This window comes from Flavobacterium koreense (assembly GCF_054776075.1).
Genome location: NZ_BAAHCF010000032.1, coordinates 31,804 through 51,059, shown reverse-complemented (window position 1 = coordinate 51,059; position 19,256 = coordinate 31,804). Strand labels below are relative to the sequence as shown.

The window sequence follows — 19,256 nt, the reverse complement described above, 5'->3', positions numbered from 1 at the left end:
ACTGAGCACTGAACACCGAGCACTGAACACTGAACACTGACAACTAAATTAAGGCAGCCATTTTTTATCAAAGTTCGGTTTGCGTTTTTCTAGGAACGCATCTCTTCCTTCTTTGGCTTCTTCTGTCATATAAGCTAATCTTGTTGCTTCGCCTGCAAATACTTGTTGTCCTACCATTCCGTCGTCGGTTAAATTCATTGCGAATTTTAGCATTTTGATAGACGTTGGTGATTTGGCTAATATTTCTTGTGCCCATTCGTAGGCAGTTGCTTCTAATTCATCGTGCGGAATTACGGCATTTACCATTCCCATTTCAAAAGCTTCTTGTGCGGAATAATTTCTTCCTAAAAAGAAAATTTCTCTAGCTTTCTTTTGTCCGACCATCTTAGCTAAGTAAGCCGAACCATATCCACCATCAAAACTCGTCACATCGGCATCGGTTTGTTTGAAAATAGCGTGTTCTTTACTTGCAAGTGTCAAATCGCAAACTACGTGAAGACTGTGTCCGCCACCAACTGCCCAACCAGGAACAACGCAAATTACAGCTTTAGGCATAAAGCGAATTAAGCGTTGCACGTCTAAAATATTTAATCTGTGGTATCCATCATCTCCAACATATCCTTGATGTCCTCTTGCTTTTTGGTCGCCACCACTACAAAATGACCAGATTCCATCTTTAGAACTTGGACCTTCTGCAGAAAGTAAAACAACTCCAATAGAAGTATCTTCTTGTGCATCGTGAAAGGCTTGTAGCAACTCTGCTGTAGTTTTTGGACGAAATGCATTGCGCACATCCGGTCGATTGAATGCAATTCTCGCTACTCCATTGCATTTTTTATAGGTTATATCTTCAAATTCTTTAGCGACTACCCAATTAATTTCTGACATATTCTTTTTTTTAAGCGTAAAAATACTATTTTTATGACTTATTTAAAAAGAAAGTTCTTTATGAAAAATTTATTTGTTGCTTTATTTGTTTTAACTACTTCATTAACAGCTACATCACAAGTGAAAGCAACCGCTTTTCCTGATGCAGGATTTATGGCTGCCTTTCCAACAAAGCCAGAAGTTGAGAAAAACCAAATTGATACTAAAGTTGGAAAAATACAAAGTACCTCTTACAGTTGTGAAGGTGAAGATTTTGTTATAGTGTTATCAGAAAATGTTTATCCTGCAGAATTAATTACAAAACTTGGAGATACTGGTATTGATGGAATTCTTGATGGTGTTAAAAACGGAGCTATAAAAAATGTTGAAGCTCAAATGGAAGGAAAATACGCACCTACATTGGATGAAAAATATTTATACAACGAAAAATACAAAGCCATAAGATTTGCAGGAACTACTGCAGAAGTTGATATGGAAACTTTTTGTATTGTTAAAGAAAATCATTTCTTTATTGTGATATTAATGGGAAATACCAAATCAGAAGCTGCTACACAATTTGTAAAATCGTTTAAATTAATTGAAAAATAATAATGAAAAAACTACTTTTCTCCATCGGATTACTTTCTATTGCTTATGGAAGTTATGCGCAGACTTATGAATTTCAAACCGTTAAAGACATTGAAGCCAATCCTGTAATTTCTCAAGATGTTACTGGAACTTGTTGGAGTTTTTCTACCACTTCTTTTTTAGAAGCTGAGATTATTCGCCTTACAGGAAAGAAAATCGATTTATCTGAAATGTATAATGTGAGAAATACCTATCCTAAAAAAGCTTGGAATTATGTTATGCGTCAAGGCAAAGCACAATTTGGAGAAGGTGGTTTGGCTCACGATGTCATCAACAGCGCAGAAGATTTTGGTTTGGTACCACAAAGTACTTACACTGGAAAGTTGAATGCTGACGACAAATACAACCATGCAGAAATGACGGCTGTTCTAGAAGCTATGTTGAAAACCTATGTTTCCAATCCGGGACAAAAGTTATCACCACAATGGAAAGAAGCTATCAACGCAGTTTTGGATGTTTACATGGGTAAAAACGTAACCGAATTCACTTATGAAGGTAAAAAATACACTCCAATGAGTTTCATGGAACTAACTAAAGTAAATCCGAAAGACTATGTAACGATTTCATCCTTTACTCATGAGCCCTACAACAAACCTTTCTTATTAGATATTCCTGATAATTTTTCGAACGGTTTGTTTTACAATTTAACTTTGGATGAGTATGTTCAAAATATTGACAATGCTATTGACAATGGTTATACTGTTGCTTTAGATTGTGATGTTTCTGAAACTACTTTTTCTGGTAAAAATGGTGTGGCTGTAGTAGCTGAAAAAGACGAAGATTCTAAAGTAATTACAACAGAAATCAAACCTGAGAAAAACATTACAGCTGAATACCGTCAATCTCAATTTGAAAATCTTACTACACAAGACGACCATTTAATGCATATCGTTGGAAAAGTAAAAGATCAAACAGGTAAAATTTATTACAAAGTAAAAAACTCTTGGGGTTCAAAATCAGGTAAAGATGGTTTTGTTTATATGAGTGTTTCTTATTTGAAATTGAAAAGTATCTCCGTACTTTTGCACAAAGATGGTTTGACAAAAGCTACCAAATCTAAATTAGGATTATAAAAAAATGAAACGATTTCTATCCTCAAAAAACACTTTTACCATTGCTATCCTATGGGGTTTAGTATTGTTTTTAATTACTATGTTAGTTTTAAACTTAACCAAAGGAAATATTCCTATTGCTCCCATTATCATTATATCCTTGGTAACTGCTTTTATTCTTTGGGTTTTGTTGGATACGAGATATGTTATTAAAAACAACTTTCTTTTATATCGTTCTGGACCAATTCGTGGTAGAGTTGATATCACCAAAATCAAATCTATAAAGCGTTTTTCAGGATTAAATGTTCCAGTAATGTTAAAACCAGCATTAGACACTAAAGGTTTTATTGTGACTTACAATCAGTTTGATGATTTGTTTATTTCACCTAAAATGAGTGATATTTTTATTGAAGAAATTAAGAAGATAAATCCAAAAATTGAAGTGATTTAATATAAAAAAGGTAAGCGTAATGCTTACCTTTTTTATTTATCCTATTTTGACAGAAGTCATAGTTAACGAGCCACCAACAGGCTTATCATTAAAGAAACTAACCTCGTCTTTACTGTCTTGCAATGCAATGCTGTACAACAACGGATAATAATGATCTGGTGTTGGAATAGCAAGTTTGGCTGCTGCATTAAGTTTCTCGTATTCAATTAGCGATTTAAAATCATTATTAGCGATTTTATCTTTAAAAATTGAATTCATTTCAATTGCCCAATCAAAACCGTATTCTGGCTCTTGTAGTTTGTCCCAAGCTACCATTCGAAGGTTGTGTACCATATTTCCACTTCCTATAATCAGAACTCCTTTTTTTCTTAAAGAAGCCAATTGCTTGGCCAAATCATAGTGATATTGTGGAGGTTTGTTATAATCAATGCTCAATTGCAATACGGGAATATCGGCATTGGGATACATGTGGCGCACTACTGTCCAAGTTCCGTGGTCTAAACCCCAATCGTGGTCTAAACCAACATTGGTTGAAGTAATTAATTCGGAGGTTGCTTTTGCCAATTCTGGACTTCCTTTTGCAGGATATTCAACATCAAACAAAGCTTTCGGAAAACCACCAAAATCATGAATGGTTTTAGGATTTTCCATAGCGGTAATGTGCGTTCCATTCGTTAACCAATGTGCAGAAATGACTAAAACAGCTTTAGGTTTCAGAATTTCTTTTCCGAATTTTGCCCAAGTTCTTGAAAACTCGTTGTCTTCAATTCCATTCATTGGTGAACCGTGACCAATAAACAATGCTGGAAGTTTTTCTTCTTGTTCAGTTAAATCTTTAGTCCAATTGTAAAAAGGCTGTAATGATGCCATAGCTGCTCCTCCTATTAGTGTTTTTATGAATGTTTTTCTTTCCAATATTCTAACATTTGTATATACAAATATATGGAATTATTTCCTATACTAAATAATAATTAACAACGTTTTAAATCTTAAATAAAACTCATGAAAATTAAAATACTAATACTACTTACTTTTTTTATATTCTCTACTGTAAATCAAAAGGCAAAAAGTGATTATTCTATAGCTAAAAACAAAATTGAAACACAACGAAAAGCAATAAAAGCTAACTATTTGAAGTCTTCTGCACAAGAGAAGAAAGCAATTTTACAATCTACTAAACAAGTAATAACTAAAAATTTAATGTCCACAATAATTCCGTTTTGGTACGGAACAAAATGGTCTTTTGATGGTTACACCGCAATTCCAAAGCAAGGTGAAATTGCTTGTGGTTATTTTGTTTCGACCACATTAAGTCATGCTGGATTTAAATTAAACCGCTATAAATTAGCTCAAAAAGATCCAAAAAAAGAAGCTGAATTACTTCAAATAAAAGGAGCAATTGAAGTTTTAGAAAAAAGTCCGAGTGAACTTAAAAAACATTTTATCGCTACTAAAAAAGACGGACTATATTTTGTGGGTTTAGATTTTCACGTTGGGTATTTACTGAAAGAAAACAACGAAGTGTTTTTTATTCATTCCAATTACATCAATCATGAAGGCGTAAAAAAAGAAAGCATAACAGAATCGAAAGCTTTTGTAAGTAAAAAATACTACATCGTTGCTATTACCGAAAATGAAAAACTAGTTGAAAAATGGATTTTGAATGAAACGGTATTAACCAACTAAATAAATCCCATCGTCTTTAATTTCAATCAACTTTTCTTTATACAAAAGTCCGATTGCTTTCTTGAAGGTTTTCTTACTCATTTTCAAAACCGTCTTAATATCTTCTGGATTAGAATTGTCATTCAATCGCAAGAAACCTCTACTGGCTCTCAATTCGTTCATGATAATTTCTGAATTGGGTTCGATGTTTTCAAAACCTTGTTTATGTAACGAAACATCAATTTTTCCGTCAGGACGAACCAATTTTATATAGCCTTTCATTTTGTCACCTGTACGAATGGCATCGTCATAAACTTCATCTTTATACACCAAACCTTTGTGCTTTTGGTTGATGATTACGTTAATTCCGATTTCGGTAATGTGTGAAATGATTAAATCTACTTCTTCTCCTTTTTCAACCGTAATATTTTCGTTATCTAAAAACTGGTTGGTTTTGCTAGAAGCCACTAACCTATTGGTTTTTTCGTCCATGTAAAGATACACTAAATAGCGTTTCCCTTTTTCCATAGGACGTGCTTGCTCTTTAAACGGAACCAGAATGTCTTTCTCCATTCCCCAATCCATAAAGGCACCAATTTGATTGATGTAATTTACTCGTAAAAGTGCAAATTCATTTAAGAAAATATAAGGTACTAAAGTAGTAGCTACTGGACGTTCTTCATGATCTAGATAGACAAAAACTGTCATTTCTTCACCAATCTCAAATACTTTTGGAACGTATTTATTAGGTAATAAAACATCCTCTTTTCCATTGGTAAGAAATAAACCTACTTGAGTATCTCTATCTATCGTTAGTGTATTGAACTGTCCAATTTTCATATATGTAAAATATAATTTTTTAGCGGTCATATATGGAATCGCTTTTTTATTTATTGGTGTTTGCTTGCGCAACTTGTTGTTAATGGCGATTTCATAATATGCGTATAATTTGTGCAAAGGTACAAAATAGCAATTATGAATTATGAATTATAAATTATGATTTGATAGTTTGTAGTGAAATTGATTATATTTGAGTACTATATATTCAAAATGTCAAAAAACGACCAAAATAAAATTCAAGCCGAAGAATCGGATTATTTGTATTTCCAAACTTCACAACTTCCGAATTCTGGCAATGGTTTGTTTACGGCTATTGATATTTATAAAGACGAAATTATTTCGATTTTTAAAGGAGAAATCTTATCCGATATTGAAGCTGATTCGAGAGCAAAAAATAACGCCAATCAATACTTTATGAATCTACACAACGGAAGTATTTTAGATTGCAAAAACACTGATTGCTTTGCAAAATATGCTAATGATGCTAGTGGTTTTTCAATCCCGAAGTTTCAGGACAATTTTAAAAACAATGCCAAAATTACCTTAGACGATAATAATAATGTGTGTCTGATTGCAATTAGAAAAATAAAATCTGGCGAAGAAATTTTCTGTGATTATGGTAAACGATATTGGAAGAAACATTCCTAAACCAACTCTCTAAAATACTGCAACAAGACCTTATCGTTTTCTAAAGTTGGTGTAAAAACTTCTAATAAAGTTGGTTTTTCATCATTTGAAAACATTGTTTTTAAACTTTCTTCTAAAGTGGTTTCGGTACTGGCTGTAAGATAGTTCAATCCGTACATTTTGCATAAATGTTCCGCTGTTAAGCAATGAGAAGTTTCGAAAAATGTATTGAAAACTGGCGTTTCATCGTGCCCGGGAAGAATTCTAAAAATGCCTCCTCCTCCATTATTAATCAAAATAATTTTGAAATTTTTCGGAATGTAATTGTTCCAAAGTGCGTTGCTGTCGTATAAAAATCCGATATCGCCTGCAATAAATACGTTTGGCTTTTTACTTGCAACAGCTGCTCCAATTGCGGTTGATGTACTTCCATCGATGCCGCTTGTTCCTCTATTGCTGAAAACTTCAATACTTTTTTCAATATCAAATAATTGTGCGTATCGAATGGGCGAACTGTTACTAATTTGCAACTGCGAATTCTTAGGCAAAGCCGGAATCACTTTTTCAAATACTTTAAAATCGGTAAATGGAATTTTAGCTAAATATTCTAAACTTCGTTTTTGACGCAATGCTTTGATATTTTGAGCATATTGATTGTAATTGCTGTCAACAGTTGCTGTCAACATAAAAAACGATTGAAAAAACAAATTGGGTTGCACTTCAAAATGTTTGGTCAAACAATCAAAAGTATCGTAAGCTCTTAAATCGTCAATATGCCAATGGTGATTTGGTTTGTATTTTCTTAGAAAAGCTTTGATACGTTTGGAAACAATCATTCCGCCAAAAGTCACTAAAATATCAGGTTGAAAATCTAGAAAATCTTCATGTGTGAATGGCGTGATTATCGAATCGATTGTATTAATAAACTTTGGATGATGCAAATTGGAAGTTGTTTCAATCATCACCACAACCGAAGGATCGTTGGCTAATTTATCGAGAAACTTTTGTTCAACTGCATTGGGTTCGTTTACTCCAACAAGAACTAATTTCTTTTTGGAAGTGTTCCAAATGTTGGCATATTCTGAAATGGGTTCGTCGTAAATAAAGTCTTTTGTAGTTGCCGAAATCACTTTAGGTTCCACTGTTAATTCAGAAACCGTTTCGTATAAAGGTTCTTCAAATGGTGCGTTGATATGCACTGGACCTTTTTTGTCGAAAGCCGTATTGATAGCTTCATTGATTAAAAAATCATTTTCATCGGAGGCGTTTTCGGTAAGATTGGCATTGAATAGCGAATGATTTGCAAACACATTTTCTTGACGAATGGTTTGTCCGTCGCCAATATCAATCTTGCTTTGTGGTCTATCTGCAGAAATTACAACAAATGGTATTTGACTGTAAAATGCTTCTGCAAAAGCTGGATAATAATTCAATAAAGCCGAACCAGAAGTACAAACCACAGCCACTGGTTTCTTGAGTTGTTGTGCTATTCCAACAGCAAAAAAAGCTGCCGAACGTTCGTCTGCAATGCTATAACAAGTAAAATCTGGATGACTAGCAAATCCGATGGTTAAAGGTGCGTTTCTTGAACCTGGAGAAATTATTATGGTTGTGATTCCTTTGGCACGAAGTATTTCGATGATAGATTGTGCTAAAGGTATTTTTGGGTACGTCATTTTTAAATTTTTATGCCACAAAGGCGCAAAGACACAAAGGCTTTTAATTTATACAAAAGTACAAAGTTATTTTTTGAGTTTAAATTAAACTATTTATAAATAAAATAAAATAACCGCAAATTCGCAAATTTGTAATTTTAAAATAAAAATAATTTGCGAATTTGCGGTAATATAAAAAGTAACAAGAGTTTTTAATTAAATAAACTCTGATAGCTTTAATTTCGTAATAATTTTAAAAAATACTATTTTTGAATCATGGAAATCAAAATCAGACCTTACCAAATTGAAGATACGCAAGCTATTTTAGAAATTATAAATTATAATATTCTAAATTCCACAGCATTGTATGATTACGAGCCAAGAACTTTAGAAAATCAGATTGCGATTTTTGATGACAAACTAAAAAAAGGATTTCCAATTATTGTGGCTACCGAAAATGATATTGTAGTTGGATTTGGATATTACAGCGAATTCCGATTTCGTGAAGCTTATAAATTTACAGTAGAACATTCGGTTTATGCACATCCCAATCACATTGGAAAAGGCATTGGTAAATTGATTTTAGAAAACTTAATTGATTTAGCAAAAGCTCAAAAACTCCATACAATGATTGGTGTAATTGATTCAGAAAACCAAAGCAGCATTGATTTTCATAAGAAATTCGGATTTGAAATTGCAGGAACCATAAAAGATTCCGGATTCAAATTTGACCGCTGGTTGCACAGTGTTTTTGTTCAGAAGATGCTGTAAGTTTAGAATTCACAACTGACAACAGACAACCAACTACTTCAAAATCTCCTCAAAATTCGGCTTGAAATAATTCGGTCCTTTCATTACTTTTCCGTCTTCTCTGTAAATTGGCTTTCCGTCCTCACCTAGTTTACTCATATTACTTCTTTGGATTTCTTCAAATACTTCTTCTATTTTGTGTTGTAATCCGTGTTCTATAATGGTTCCACATAAAATGTAAAGCATATCACCAAGAGCATCAGCAATTTCTACAATATCATCGTTTTGAGCTGCTTCTAGGTACTCCTCATTTTCTTCTTTCATTAAATTAAAGCGAAGTAGGTTTTTACTTTCACCCAAACTAGCTTTCATATTTTCACTGTATCCGATTTTGAAAGCAGTGTGAAACTCTTTTACTGCATTAAGTTTGTCTTGCATTTTATTTGTAATTAATTTATGAAGCCAAAATACAAATTATGATTTCAATTGCCTAAATTTGTTGAAAAATTAGAGAATATGTTTACAACTGGTCAATGGGTATTTGCTGGTCTATTTTTAGTTGCTTTTATCATAGCAATGATTTATGCTTACGGAAAAGATAAAGCATTACACAACAAATTTTATAAAGGAAATTACAAAATACTATTGGGTTTCTTTGGTTTTATCTTGCTTCTTTTTTTAATCAAAATTTTCTTAAAGCATTAAAAATTAGCGCCTAAAAGAAATATTAATTACGAATTCAATTGTAAAATAACTTCTACATTTAGAATTGTTTAATAATAAAATTAATTTCTTACATTTACGTCGCGAATTCTTAACCTCTAATGAGAATACTTAAATACATCTTTTTATTATTATTCCTAATACTCGTAGGACTAACTGTTTTTGTTTCAACTCAGCAAGCAAATTATGATGTAACTCGAAGTAAAGTAATCAAGAATCCTAAAGCAACTGTTTTTAATTACATCAACGATTATAGAAATTGGGAAACCTTTGGTTCTTGGATTCTAGAAGATGAATCTATAAAATTTACTTACCCTGAACTTACTTCTGGAAAAGGAGCTTCGTGCTCTTGGACAGGCGATGATGGCAATGGAAACCTGAAAACTTTTTTTGTAAAAGACAACGAAAGCATTCATCAAAAAATGGTTTCAAATGGAGAGAATTCAGAAATTTTTTGGAAATTTAAAGATACGATTGGTGGTACTAAAGTAACTTGGAGAAGTAAAGGTACTTTAGATTTTAAATCAAAAGTATTGGCCTTTTTTCAAGGCGGAATTAATAGTGTTGTTGGAGATACTAACGAAAAAAGTTTAGAAAATTTAAACAAGACTCTTGATTACGAAATCAATACCTTCAATATAAAAGTTAACGGAATTGTCAATCGACAAGGAGGCTTTTATTTAAAACAGTTTAAAGTTTGTAAAGAAAAAGATGTTACTCGTAACATAAAAATTATGTTGCCGAGAATGAGACGTTTCTTTGAAAAAAATAGTTTAGTAATGAATGGCAAACCTTTCATTATTTATCACAAATATGATAGAACAAACGATTTAGTTGGCTTTTCTGTTTGTATGCCCATAAGAGATTCAATTCATATTTCTGAAGGAAGCGATATGGAATCTGGTGAACTTAAACCTTACACAGCATTGAAAACAACACTTGTTGGTGACTATTCCCACACACAGCAAACTTGGAACAAAGCTTATCAACATATCGCTAAAAACAACCTAGTTAGAAATACATCGCAACAAATTATTGAGGTTTATTCTAAAAATATGGATGATATTAAAAGTCCATCCAAATGGGTAACAGAAGTTTATGTTCCTGTATATCCAAAAGCTGTTCCTCGACCTGTTTATAGAAAACCAGCCGATTCAACTGTTGTTGCTCCAGTTGTTGCTCCTACCGAAACTACTACTCCATAAATTTTTAAAAAAAAATTTTAAAAGTTTCTGATTAAACCTTTTCAATTATCTTTATTCTAATTGGTATATTAGCTGAACAAAAGATAAATTTTCTGAATTGCAAGAAGAGAAAGATTTCATACAAGAATTATTAAATCCTAAAACGCAGAATGTCGCGTTTCAAAAACTCTTGCGCGATTATCAGAAACCGTTGTATAATCATATTAGAAATATTGTTCTCAATCACGATGATACCGATGATGTTTTACAAAACACCTTTATCAAAGTATTTCAGCATCTTAAAAACTTTAAAGGAGATAGTAAACTCTTTTCGTGGATGTATAGAATTGCAACTAATGAAGCCATAACTTTTATTAATAATAAAGCCAAACGCAACGGAACTACAAGTGAAGCTATGCAAACCAAAATTGTAGAAAATTTGCAATCCGATTCTTATTTTGATGGTAACGATATTCAAATAAAACTTCAGAAAGCAATTTTACTCTTGCCCGAAAAACAACAACTAGTTTTCAAAATGAAGTATTTTGAAGAAATTAAATATGAAAACATGTCGGAAATTTTAGGTACTTCGGTTGGCGCTTTAAAAGCTTCTTACCATCATGCAGTAAAGAAAATTGAAGAATATATGAACACTAATTAAACCTTTTTAAATAATATTTGTCTTATAGATATGAATAATTTTAAATTAAATACAAACGAAAAAATAACCTCCGGATTCAAGATTCCAGAGGATTACTTTGAAACTTTTTCAGAAAAAGTGCTCAATCAGTTACCTTCTGAAGAACCAAAAGTAATCTCATTTTATGCAAAATACAGTAGAATATTTTACGCTGCAGCAGCAATAATTGTTTTAGCATTAAGTATTCCAATAGCGAATCAATTACAAAATAATAGCGACGAAATGGCTTCCAATGAAATTGAAACCTATTTAACGCAACATTCAACTATATCTGATGATGATATTGTTAATTTATTGGATACAGAAGATATAGAAAACATTAAAATAGACAATAAAATTGAAAATGAAGCTTTGGAAGAAGTTCTTCTTAACAATTCACAAATTGAAGATTACATTACAAACTAAAACAAAACTAAAATGAAAAAATATAAATTAATTACCTTGTTAATTCTACTAATTTCTACAGCAACTTTTGCTCAACCAGGTAGTCGACTAAAAGAAAAAAAGGAACAAGTAAAATCTTTAAAAGTAGCTTTTATAACTAATGAATTGGATTTAACTCCAGAGGAATCGGCTAAGTTTTGGCCTCTTTACAATGCTTTTGAGGACAAACAACATGAAATCAGAAAGCAAAAACTAAAAGTTTACATGGACAGAGCAGATAATTCAGATGATAAATTATCTGAAAAAGATGCTACCACTCTATTGAATCAAATGGAAAGCACTGAAGAAGAATTGCACCAATTAAAAAAGAAATTCATCACTAATTTGAAAGGTGTACTACCTGCAACAAAGATTTTAAAATTGAAAAAAGCAGAAGAAGAGTTTAGCAAAAAATTACTTCAACAATATCGTGATAAGAAAGTTAGAAGATAGTGTTCAGTGTTCAGTGTTCAGTGTTCAGTGTTCAAAATTAAAATATTGAATAAAAAAAGGCGATTTTTAAATGAAAATCGCCTTTTTTTATACTTCAAACTTATTACTGAACACTGAAAACTATTTTTACAATTTTATCTTTTCCAGCAGCGATTGCAGTGTTTTCATTTATGAATCTTATGGTGTAAAATGTAGCATCTTTACTAAATTGAGTCCAAGAATTTCCACTATCGTGAGAATAAAACAAACCATTTGCACCAACAGCTACCAATTCTTTACCATTACCATTGGGAACAAACTGTACACACGAAGCATAACCAAAACCTGTGTTTTCTCCGACTAATTTCCATGTTTTTCCACCATCAGTTGTTAGTGCTTTATTTTGAAAATTTTGATTAGGCTTTTCATAATTTCCACCTGCTACAAATCCGATTTTGTCGTTGTAGAAATCGGCAGTAAAAATTCCGGTCATCGCTTCACCTTGAACTATTGGAGTTTCGTAGACTTTCCAAGTTATTCCTTTATCAGAAGAATAAAAAACTCTTGTCTTTTTTCCACCAGAAACCAACCAAGTATTGTTCCCTTTTATTATGATATTGGTATTGCTAGCTGCAAAAGCTGCTTCTCCATCCTCCATTTTAGGTAAGTTCTCACACGTAATTTTATTCCAAGTAGTTCCTCCATCACGAGTAATAATTACACATAAACAATTTTCAATTGGATCACCGATAGCAATTCCCTCTTTATCATTCCAAAATTGCATACTATCATAAAATACTTTTTCGTGTTTTTCTTCATAGACTAAAGTTTTCTTATTCAAATCTTTAGAAAATTTATACAACAAAGCTGGATTTCCAACATTTAAAACAAAAATAGCATCCGAAGTTTGAGCAATACTTCTAAATTCTAATTTAAGCGAATCTTTATTGATTTTGCGTTCCATTTTATTGGCGTCTATCAAACTAACATATCCTACTCTATTTTTGTCGGCTGCATACCAAACTTTATTAGAAGAAACTGTAATAGGTCGAATACTGATTTTATCCTTCAAAATAGTATCAATTTTCACACTTTTAAAAAATGTTTCATCAGAAACTTGAGTTGGTTTACACGAAATAAAAGAAACCAGAACTAGTAGTAAAATTGCGATTTTATTCATATTTATAGTTTTATTACAGTGCTAAAATACAACTTAATTTTCTGTTAATGATTTGTGAATAATTATTCTTGGCACAAAAATTGGTTTAAGCTAACAAATGCTATTATGAACCATTAATACTTTATATTATGAAAACAAAAATATTACTTTCGTCATTTATGACTTTGCTTTTTGCAACTTCATTTGCTCAAGACAGAACTACTGTAAATGCAACAAGTTCTGAAATCAGTGATAATCTAGACCTTAGAGCTATTGCTTCTATATTTGGAGATTCAAGAGATTTAGAAGATTTTGAAAACCGATTGAACGATCCTAAAACACAAATCTCTAATTTGGATTTAAACAATGATAATCAAGTTGATTATTTGCGTGTAATTGAATCTGTTGAAGGAAGAACCCATTTAATTGTAGTGCAATCTGTTTTAGGTCGTGATCAATTTCAAGATGTTTGTACCGTAGAAGTTGAAAAGGATTCAGATAATCGTGTTCAAGTTCAAGTAGTTGGTGATGTTTACATGTATGGAAGTAACTACATTTATGAGCCTGTTTATGTTCATGTACCAGTAATATACAATCACTTTTGGATATCAAGCTATCGTCCTTATTGTTCAAGTTGGTATTGGGGTTATTATCCAAGTTATTATACTTATTGGAGTCCATATCCAGTATTTAGATACCGTCACAACATTGGTTTATGGATAAACTTTAGTCACCACTACAATTATGTAAATTATAGAAGATGTCATGTTGCTTACAACAATTACTATGGAAGAAGAGCTAACTACTGCGAAAGACAATATCCAAATCGTGCCTTTAGCCATAGAAACTCTGGATATACTAATAGATATGAGTTAGACCGAACTAGAACTGTAAGAGATGTTGCATTCAACAACACAAGAAATAATGGAAATACAAGAGAGAATTCAAACTTAGGCGGTGTAAGAGATAACAATAATACAGTAAGAAACAATTCTTCTGAAACTATTAGAACAACTCCTGTTAGAGAGAATTCAAACTTAGGCGGTGTAAGAGGTAACAATAATACAGTAAGAAATAATTCTTCTGAAACTATTAGAACAACTGCTCCTGTAAGAGAAAATTCAAACTATGGTGGTGTTAGAAGTAATGACAACACAGTAAGAAATAATTCTGCTGAAACTATTAGAACAACTGCTCCAGTTAGAGAAAACTCAAACTATGGTGGTGTGAGAAGTAGCAATAATACAGTAAGAAATAATTCTTCTGAAACTATTAGAACTACTGCTCCGGTTAGAGAAAATTCTAACTATGGTGGTGTGAGAAATACTAGCGAACCAGTAAGAAGTGCATCAACATCAAGAGGTAATTCTTATGAGCCATCAAGAAGTTCAGGTTCAAACGAAAGAAGTTCAGGTAGTTCTTCAAGAGGTGGAGATTCTGGAGGAAGAGGCGGAAATTCTGGAAGAAGATAACTTATTTAAATATAAACTATAAAGCATCGAAAATATTCGGTGCTTTTTTTATTACCATTTATTAAAATGAGTAACTTTGCAATCTTTTATTTAAAATAAATTATGAGCTCACACGGTCATTCAAATATTCATAGCAAACTTTCTACAGCTGGTTTATTAGTAACATTGGGAATTATTTTTGGTGATATTGGAACATCTCCTCTTTATGTAATGAAAGCTATTCTAGGACAGTATGCCATCACAAGTGACATAGTTTTGGGTGGAATTTCATGTATCTTTTGGACACTTACTTTACAAACAACATTAAAATATGTAATCATCACACTAAGTGCTGATAATCATGGTGAAGGTGGGATTTTTGCCTTATATGCTTTAGTCAAAAAAACTAAGATAAAGTGGTTAATCGTTCCTGCAATCATTGGAGGAAGTACGCTTTTGGCAGATGGAATCATTACGCCACCAATCTCAGTATCTTCTGCTGTTGAGGGTTTAAAAATCTTCAAACCTGAGTTGAATACTATTCCAATTGTAATTGTAATTTTGATAATCCTATTTATCATCCAACAATATGGAACTAAACTAGTTGGAAAGTTTTTTGCTCCAATGATGTTAGTTTGGTTTGCCATGTTGGGTATTTTAGGAACGATTCAAATATTTGGAAATTTTCATGTATTAAAAGCAATCAACCCCTACTACGCTTATCATTTATTATCTGCTCATCCTGAAGGTTTCTTTGTACTTGGTGCTGTATTTTTATGTACCACTGGAGCTGAAGCATTATACTCAGATATGGGACATTGTGGAAGAAAAAATATCCGAGTAAGTTGGATTTTTGTAAAAATAATGTTGCTTTTAAACTACTTTGGTCAAGGTGCTTATTTAATATCTCACGAAGGAAAAACACTTCAAGAACTTGGTGGAAAAAATGGGAATCCATTTTATTTAATTATGGAAACTTGGTTCCAACCAATTGGTGTTGTAATAGCAACATTAGCTGCAGTTATTGCTTCACAAGCCTTAATTAGTGGTTCGTTTACATTAATAAATGAAGCCATGCGTTTGAACTTTTGGCCAAAAGCTAAAATCAAATACCCTACAGAAGAAAAAGGACAATTGTATATTCCATCTATCAACTGGTTACTATTAGTTGGCTGTATCGGAATTGTTTTATATTTCAAAGAGTCAAGTAATATGGAACATGCTTATGGTTTAGCTATTGTTCTAACCATGATTATGACTACAATTTTACTTAATTTTTATTTGATAATGAAAAGAGTAAAAATGTATTACATCATTCCTTTAATTACACTTTACTTAGTCATTGAATTCTCTTTCCTTTATGCTAATGTTACTAAATTTTTGCATGGTGGTTTTGTAACGCTTATCATTGCTGTGATACTTATTTCGATAATGTCAACTTGGTATTTAGCAAAACAAATTAGTAAAACCTATACCAAAATTGTCAAAATTGACACTTACAAAAAAGTATTGGCTGAGTTAAGTGTTGACTTATCAATTCCTAAATATGCTACCCATTTAGTTTACATGACTAACTCAATGAGAAGTGATGAAATTGAAGAGAAAGTAATGTATTCTATTCTACAAAAAAGACCTAAAAGAGCTGATATTTATTGGTTTGTACACGTAAATATCTTAAGCGAACCTTATAAAAAAGAATATAAAGTAATTGAACTTGTAAAAGATGATATTTACAGAATTGATTTTTACCTTGGCTTTAGAGAAGCAACGAAAATCAATTTGATGTTCAAACAAGTATTGAAAGATATGGTACAACGTGGTGAAGTTGATATCACAAGTCGTTATGAATCATTGAATAAAAACAATATTATTGGTGACTTCAAATTTGTACTTTCAGAAAAATTCTTATCTAACGATAGTGATTTAACCTTCTTTGAAAATACAGTTATGAGTGCTTATTTCTTCCTTAAAAAATTCAGTTTATCCGAAGAAAAAGGTTTCGGATTGGATAGTAGTTCTGTAAAAGTAGAACAATTCCCATTAGTGCTTCACGCTCCTGAAAAAATAGAAATGAGAAGAATTGAATGTCGAGAAAACTAAACGTATAAGAACTGAGGGCAAATTTATTTTTTAATGAATTTGCCCTTTTCTTTTTTATTAGAACTATGATTTATTTCATAAAAGTAAACTCCTGATGAAAATTTAGAAACATCTATTTTCAATTTTTCAGTGAACTTACTAGTAAAAACTATTTTCGAATTTACATCAAATAACTTTACTTCATACTCTTTTAATTCAAATCCTTTAATCTCAAGAAAATCATTTGCAGGATTTGGAAAAACAATGATTTCATTGCTTTCAAATTTAAAGTTCTCATCAAGTTCTAAGGGACTACATTGAATACAATTTTTTAAATAAGTTATACTAGCATCTGATGTAATTTGAGTATCAAATAAAGTACCTTGTGTACAAATTCCTTTCAATTGATAATCCAGCCATGGCAATAGATAACTAAATATTTTAGCATGTTGTACAGCACGAGTTATCGTTGCACTAGGAGAACAAGTTGCTTCACCAAAATTACAAAAAGCATTACTCTGAGCCATTTGACAATGATTTCCTCCAATAATACTAATATAGGTTTTACACAAACTAGTTACTGCATTGTACATAGGTAACTGATTGGTACTTGGTGGTGTAACACAATCATTAGCTCCAGCAAAAACTAAAGTTGGAATGGTTACAGAAGCTCCTGCACCAATAGCTGATGGATTGGTTTCGGCTGGCGCGAAATTCACCAAAGTTTTAATATTTGAATTTAATGGAACCGCCAAAAAAGAAGCACCTCCACCCATACTATGTCCCATAACGGCATTAAACGAACTTACTCTATTGAAAAACAAAGAGGTCGATTGACTTCCTAATTGATTCAAGGCATTGATTACAAAAGCCAAATCCTTACCAAATTCTAAATGCGATGGAGAAAGAGAGCCTTCCGTTTTAGGGAATGCCATTATATAACCATTTGGCACAAGTGCAGACCAAAAATTTTGATAAGCATCCCAGGTCATTACAAAACCATGTCCAAAAACCAAACTCGGAAACTGCAAAGTATTTTGAGAAGTCATAGCAACATTATCGCCATTAGAATCCGCAGGATAATATATTTCCGTTGGAATATTTCTATTATTTCTGCTAGCATCTACAAAAGTTATTGTTGTATGTCCTATTTGATATACTTGACCAAAAAGTGAAGAACTAATAAAAAGTAGTAAAATAAAACAATAGTAATGCTTTTTCATGATTTGAGTGATTTGTTCTTTTCAAATGTAGAAAAAAATCAAGAATTTAAAGCCATAAAATTGACAAACAATAAAAAAGCAATACCTTTGCAGACTGATTAAAAAATAATGAGATTACATAGAAATTTAGTTTACACAACGATTGATGCATTAAATGCCATTTTCAATGAAGGTGAATATGCCGATAAAGTTGTAGCACGTTCTTTAAAAAAAGACAAACGTTGGGGAAGCTCCGACAGAAAATTTGTTGCCGAAACCATCTACGAAGTAGTTCGTTGGAAGAGATTATATTCTGAAATTGCTGACGTTAAAGAACCATACAATCGTGAAGATTTGTGGAGAATGTTCGCAGTTTGGGCTGTTTTAAGAGGTTATCCAATTCCAGATTGGAGACAATTGGAAGGAACTCCTGAAAGAAAAATAAAAGGAAAATTTGATGAATTGTCAAAAATCCGAAAAATGCGTGAATCTATTCCAGATTGGATGGATGAAATTGGTGTACAAGAACTTGGAGAAGAACTTTGGACTAAAGAAATTGCAGCTCAAAACCAACAAGCAAAAGTTATTCTGAGAGTAAATACTTTAAAAACTACAAAAGAAAAACTTCGTGCTATTTTAATGGATTTGAATATCGAAACCGAATTTTTAAAAGATCAACCAGATGCTTTAGTTCTTTCAGAAAGAGCTAATGTTTTTCTAACCGATGCTTTCAAAGAAGGAATGTTTGAAGTTCAAGACGCTTCATCACAATTGGTAGCTCGTTTTCTTGACGTTCAACCCGGAATGAGAGTTGTTGATACTTGTGCAGGCGCAGGTGGAAAAACCTTGCACATGGCTTCCTTAATGGAAAACAAAGGTCAATTGATTGCAATGGATTTGTACGAAAGTAAATTAAAGCAATTAAAATTAAGAGCTAAAAGAAACGGAGCTTTCAACATAGAATATAGAATTATTGATACTACAAAAGTTATCAAAAAACTTCACGAAAAAGCGGATAGAGTCTTAATTGACGCTCCGTGTAGTGGATTGGGTGTTTTGAAAAGAAACCCAGATGCTAAATGGAAACTACAACCTGAGTTTATAGATAACATCAGAAAAGTACAAGCCGAAGTTTTAGAGAACTATTCTAAAATTGTAAAGCCAGGTGGAAAATTGGTTTATGCAACCTGTTCGGTTTTACCTTCTGAAAATCAAGAACAAATTAAGAAATTCTTAAGTACTGAAATCGGAAAAAGCTTTACCTTTGTAAAAGATTCTAAGATACTTGCCTCACAATCAGGTTTTGACGGGTTTTATATGGCATTATTAGAAAGAAAACAATAAAATT

General features: G+C 32.0%; 21 protein-coding genes. 14 read left to right on the top strand and 7 right to left on the bottom strand.

The window, feature by feature from the left end:
- Positions 1–48 precede the first annotated feature (48 nt).
- A complete protein-coding gene (locus ACYU7A_RS11825; RefSeq protein ID WP_460576793.1) occupies positions 49–888 on the bottom strand; it encodes a 1,4-dihydroxy-2-naphthoyl-CoA synthase in 840 nt (279 codons plus the stop codon).
- A 60-nt stretch (positions 889–948) separates the two neighbouring features.
- Between ACYU7A_RS11825 and ACYU7A_RS11820 the strand changes: the two genes are divergently transcribed.
- The 3 genes from ACYU7A_RS11820 to ACYU7A_RS11810 are packed head-to-tail and all read left to right on the top strand — an operon-like array spanning position 949 to position 3,018.
- Positions 949–1,476, top strand: coding sequence for a hypothetical protein (locus ACYU7A_RS11820; protein ID WP_460576791.1), 528 nt, complete (start codon positions 949–951; stop codon positions 1,474–1,476).
- Positions 1,477–1,478: 2 nt separating this feature from the next.
- On the top strand, positions 1,479–2,588 hold the full coding sequence (locus ACYU7A_RS11815) for a C1 family peptidase (RefSeq protein WP_460576789.1): 1,110 nt from the start codon (positions 1,479–1,481) through the stop codon (positions 2,586–2,588).
- 4 nt (positions 2,589–2,592) lie between these two features.
- Positions 2,593–3,018: a PH domain-containing protein gene (locus tag ACYU7A_RS11810; RefSeq protein WP_460576787.1), complete on the top strand. Its 426-nt coding sequence runs from the start codon at positions 2,593–2,595 to the stop codon at positions 3,016–3,018.
- 36 nt (positions 3,019–3,054) lie between these two features.
- On the opposite strand, the gene ygiD is transcribed toward ACYU7A_RS11810, so the two are convergent.
- A complete protein-coding gene (ygiD, locus tag ACYU7A_RS11805; RefSeq protein ID WP_460576968.1) occupies positions 3,055–3,888 on the bottom strand; it encodes a 4,5-DOPA-extradiol-dioxygenase in 834 nt (277 codons plus the stop codon).
- Positions 3,889–4,020: 132 nt separating this feature from the next.
- On the opposite strand from ygiD, the gene ACYU7A_RS11800 reads away from it, so the two are divergent.
- Positions 4,021–4,704 carry a hypothetical protein gene (locus tag ACYU7A_RS11800; RefSeq protein WP_460576785.1) on the top strand — a complete coding sequence of 228 codons (684 nt, stop codon included), beginning with the start codon at positions 4,021–4,023 and terminating at the stop codon, positions 4,702–4,704.
- On the opposite strand, the gene ACYU7A_RS11795 is transcribed toward ACYU7A_RS11800, so the two are convergent.
- Positions 4,693–5,523, bottom strand: a complete 831-nt coding sequence (locus ACYU7A_RS11795) for a CvfB family protein (RefSeq protein ID WP_460576966.1) — start codon at positions 5,521–5,523, stop codon at positions 4,693–4,695. The genes ACYU7A_RS11800 and ACYU7A_RS11795 overlap by 12 nt on opposite strands.
- A 210-nt stretch (positions 5,524–5,733) precedes the next feature.
- Here ACYU7A_RS11795 and ACYU7A_RS11790 point away from each other — a divergent pair, with 210 nt between their 5' ends.
- On the top strand, positions 5,734–6,171 hold the full coding sequence (locus ACYU7A_RS11790; protein ID WP_460576783.1) for an SET domain-containing protein-lysine N-methyltransferase: 438 nt from the start codon (positions 5,734–5,736) through the stop codon (positions 6,169–6,171).
- Here the strand turns inward: ACYU7A_RS11790 and menD are convergent.
- The gene (gene menD / locus ACYU7A_RS11785; RefSeq protein ID WP_460576781.1) at positions 6,168–7,826 is read right to left on the bottom strand and encodes a 2-succinyl-5-enolpyruvyl-6-hydroxy-3-cyclohexene-1-carboxylic-acid synthase; all 1,659 of its coding nucleotides are present in this window, start codon (positions 7,824–7,826) and stop codon (positions 6,168–6,170) included. The genes ACYU7A_RS11790 and menD overlap by 4 nt on opposite strands.
- 255 nt (positions 7,827–8,081) lie before the next feature.
- On the opposite strand from menD, the gene ACYU7A_RS11780 reads away from it, so the two are divergent.
- Positions 8,082–8,576: a GNAT family N-acetyltransferase gene (locus tag ACYU7A_RS11780; protein WP_460576779.1), complete on the top strand. Its 495-nt coding sequence runs from the start codon at positions 8,082–8,084 to the stop codon at positions 8,574–8,576.
- A 33-nt stretch (positions 8,577–8,609) separates the two neighbouring features.
- Here the strand turns inward: ACYU7A_RS11780 and ACYU7A_RS11775 are convergent, their stop codons facing one another.
- Positions 8,610–8,993, bottom strand: coding sequence for a nucleoside triphosphate pyrophosphohydrolase family protein (locus ACYU7A_RS11775; protein WP_344817182.1), 384 nt, complete (start codon positions 8,991–8,993; stop codon positions 8,610–8,612).
- Between the two features lie 48 nt (positions 8,994–9,041).
- Between ACYU7A_RS11775 and ACYU7A_RS11770 the strand changes: the two genes are divergently transcribed.
- The 5 genes from ACYU7A_RS11770 (at position 9,042) to ACYU7A_RS11750 (ending at position 12,038) form a co-directional block, all read left to right on the top strand.
- Positions 9,042–9,260 carry a hypothetical protein gene (locus tag ACYU7A_RS11770; protein ID WP_396146419.1) on the top strand — a complete coding sequence of 73 codons (219 nt, stop codon included), beginning with the start codon at positions 9,042–9,044 and terminating at the stop codon, positions 9,258–9,260.
- A 119-nt stretch (positions 9,261–9,379) separates the two neighbouring features.
- A complete protein-coding gene (locus ACYU7A_RS11765) occupies positions 9,380–10,483 on the top strand; it encodes an SRPBCC family protein (RefSeq protein ID WP_460576776.1) in 1,104 nt (367 codons plus the stop codon).
- Between the two features lie 97 nt (positions 10,484–10,580).
- A complete protein-coding gene (locus ACYU7A_RS11760) occupies positions 10,581–11,123 on the top strand; it encodes an RNA polymerase sigma factor (RefSeq protein ID WP_460576774.1) in 543 nt (180 codons plus the stop codon).
- A 30-nt stretch (positions 11,124–11,153) separates the two neighbouring features.
- Complete coding sequence (locus ACYU7A_RS11755; RefSeq protein WP_460576772.1) at positions 11,154–11,567, top strand: hypothetical protein; 414 nt, start codon at positions 11,154–11,156, stop codon at positions 11,565–11,567.
- A 12-nt stretch (positions 11,568–11,579) separates the two neighbouring features.
- Positions 11,580–12,038, top strand: a complete 459-nt coding sequence (locus tag ACYU7A_RS11750) for a sensor of ECF-type sigma factor (RefSeq protein WP_460576770.1) — start codon at positions 11,580–11,582, stop codon at positions 12,036–12,038.
- Positions 12,039–12,141: 103 nt separating this feature from the next.
- Here the strand turns inward: ACYU7A_RS11750 and ACYU7A_RS11745 are convergent, their stop codons facing one another.
- Positions 12,142–13,197: a WD40/YVTN/BNR-like repeat-containing protein gene (locus tag ACYU7A_RS11745; protein ID WP_460576769.1), complete on the bottom strand. Its 1,056-nt coding sequence runs from the start codon at positions 13,195–13,197 to the stop codon at positions 12,142–12,144.
- A 128-nt stretch (positions 13,198–13,325) separates the two neighbouring features.
- Between ACYU7A_RS11745 and ACYU7A_RS11740 the strand changes: the two genes are divergently transcribed.
- A complete protein-coding gene (locus ACYU7A_RS11740; RefSeq protein ID WP_460576768.1) occupies positions 13,326–14,648 on the top strand; it encodes a hypothetical protein in 1,323 nt (440 codons plus the stop codon).
- Between the two features lie 102 nt (positions 14,649–14,750).
- Positions 14,751–16,727: a KUP/HAK/KT family potassium transporter gene (locus ACYU7A_RS11735; protein WP_396146408.1), complete on the top strand. Its 1,977-nt coding sequence runs from the start codon at positions 14,751–14,753 to the stop codon at positions 16,725–16,727.
- Positions 16,728–16,750: 23 nt separating this feature from the next.
- Here the strand turns inward: ACYU7A_RS11735 and ACYU7A_RS11730 are convergent, their stop codons facing one another.
- Positions 16,751–17,929, bottom strand: a complete 1,179-nt coding sequence (locus ACYU7A_RS11730) for a poly(ethylene terephthalate) hydrolase family protein (RefSeq protein ID WP_460576766.1) — start codon at positions 17,927–17,929, stop codon at positions 16,751–16,753.
- Positions 17,930–18,037: 108 nt separating this feature from the next.
- Between ACYU7A_RS11730 and ACYU7A_RS11725 the strand changes: the two genes are divergently transcribed.
- Positions 18,038–19,252: an RsmB/NOP family class I SAM-dependent RNA methyltransferase gene (locus tag ACYU7A_RS11725; RefSeq protein WP_460576764.1), complete on the top strand. Its 1,215-nt coding sequence runs from the start codon at positions 18,038–18,040 to the stop codon at positions 19,250–19,252.
- The last annotated feature ends 4 nt before the right edge of the window (positions 19,253–19,256 follow it).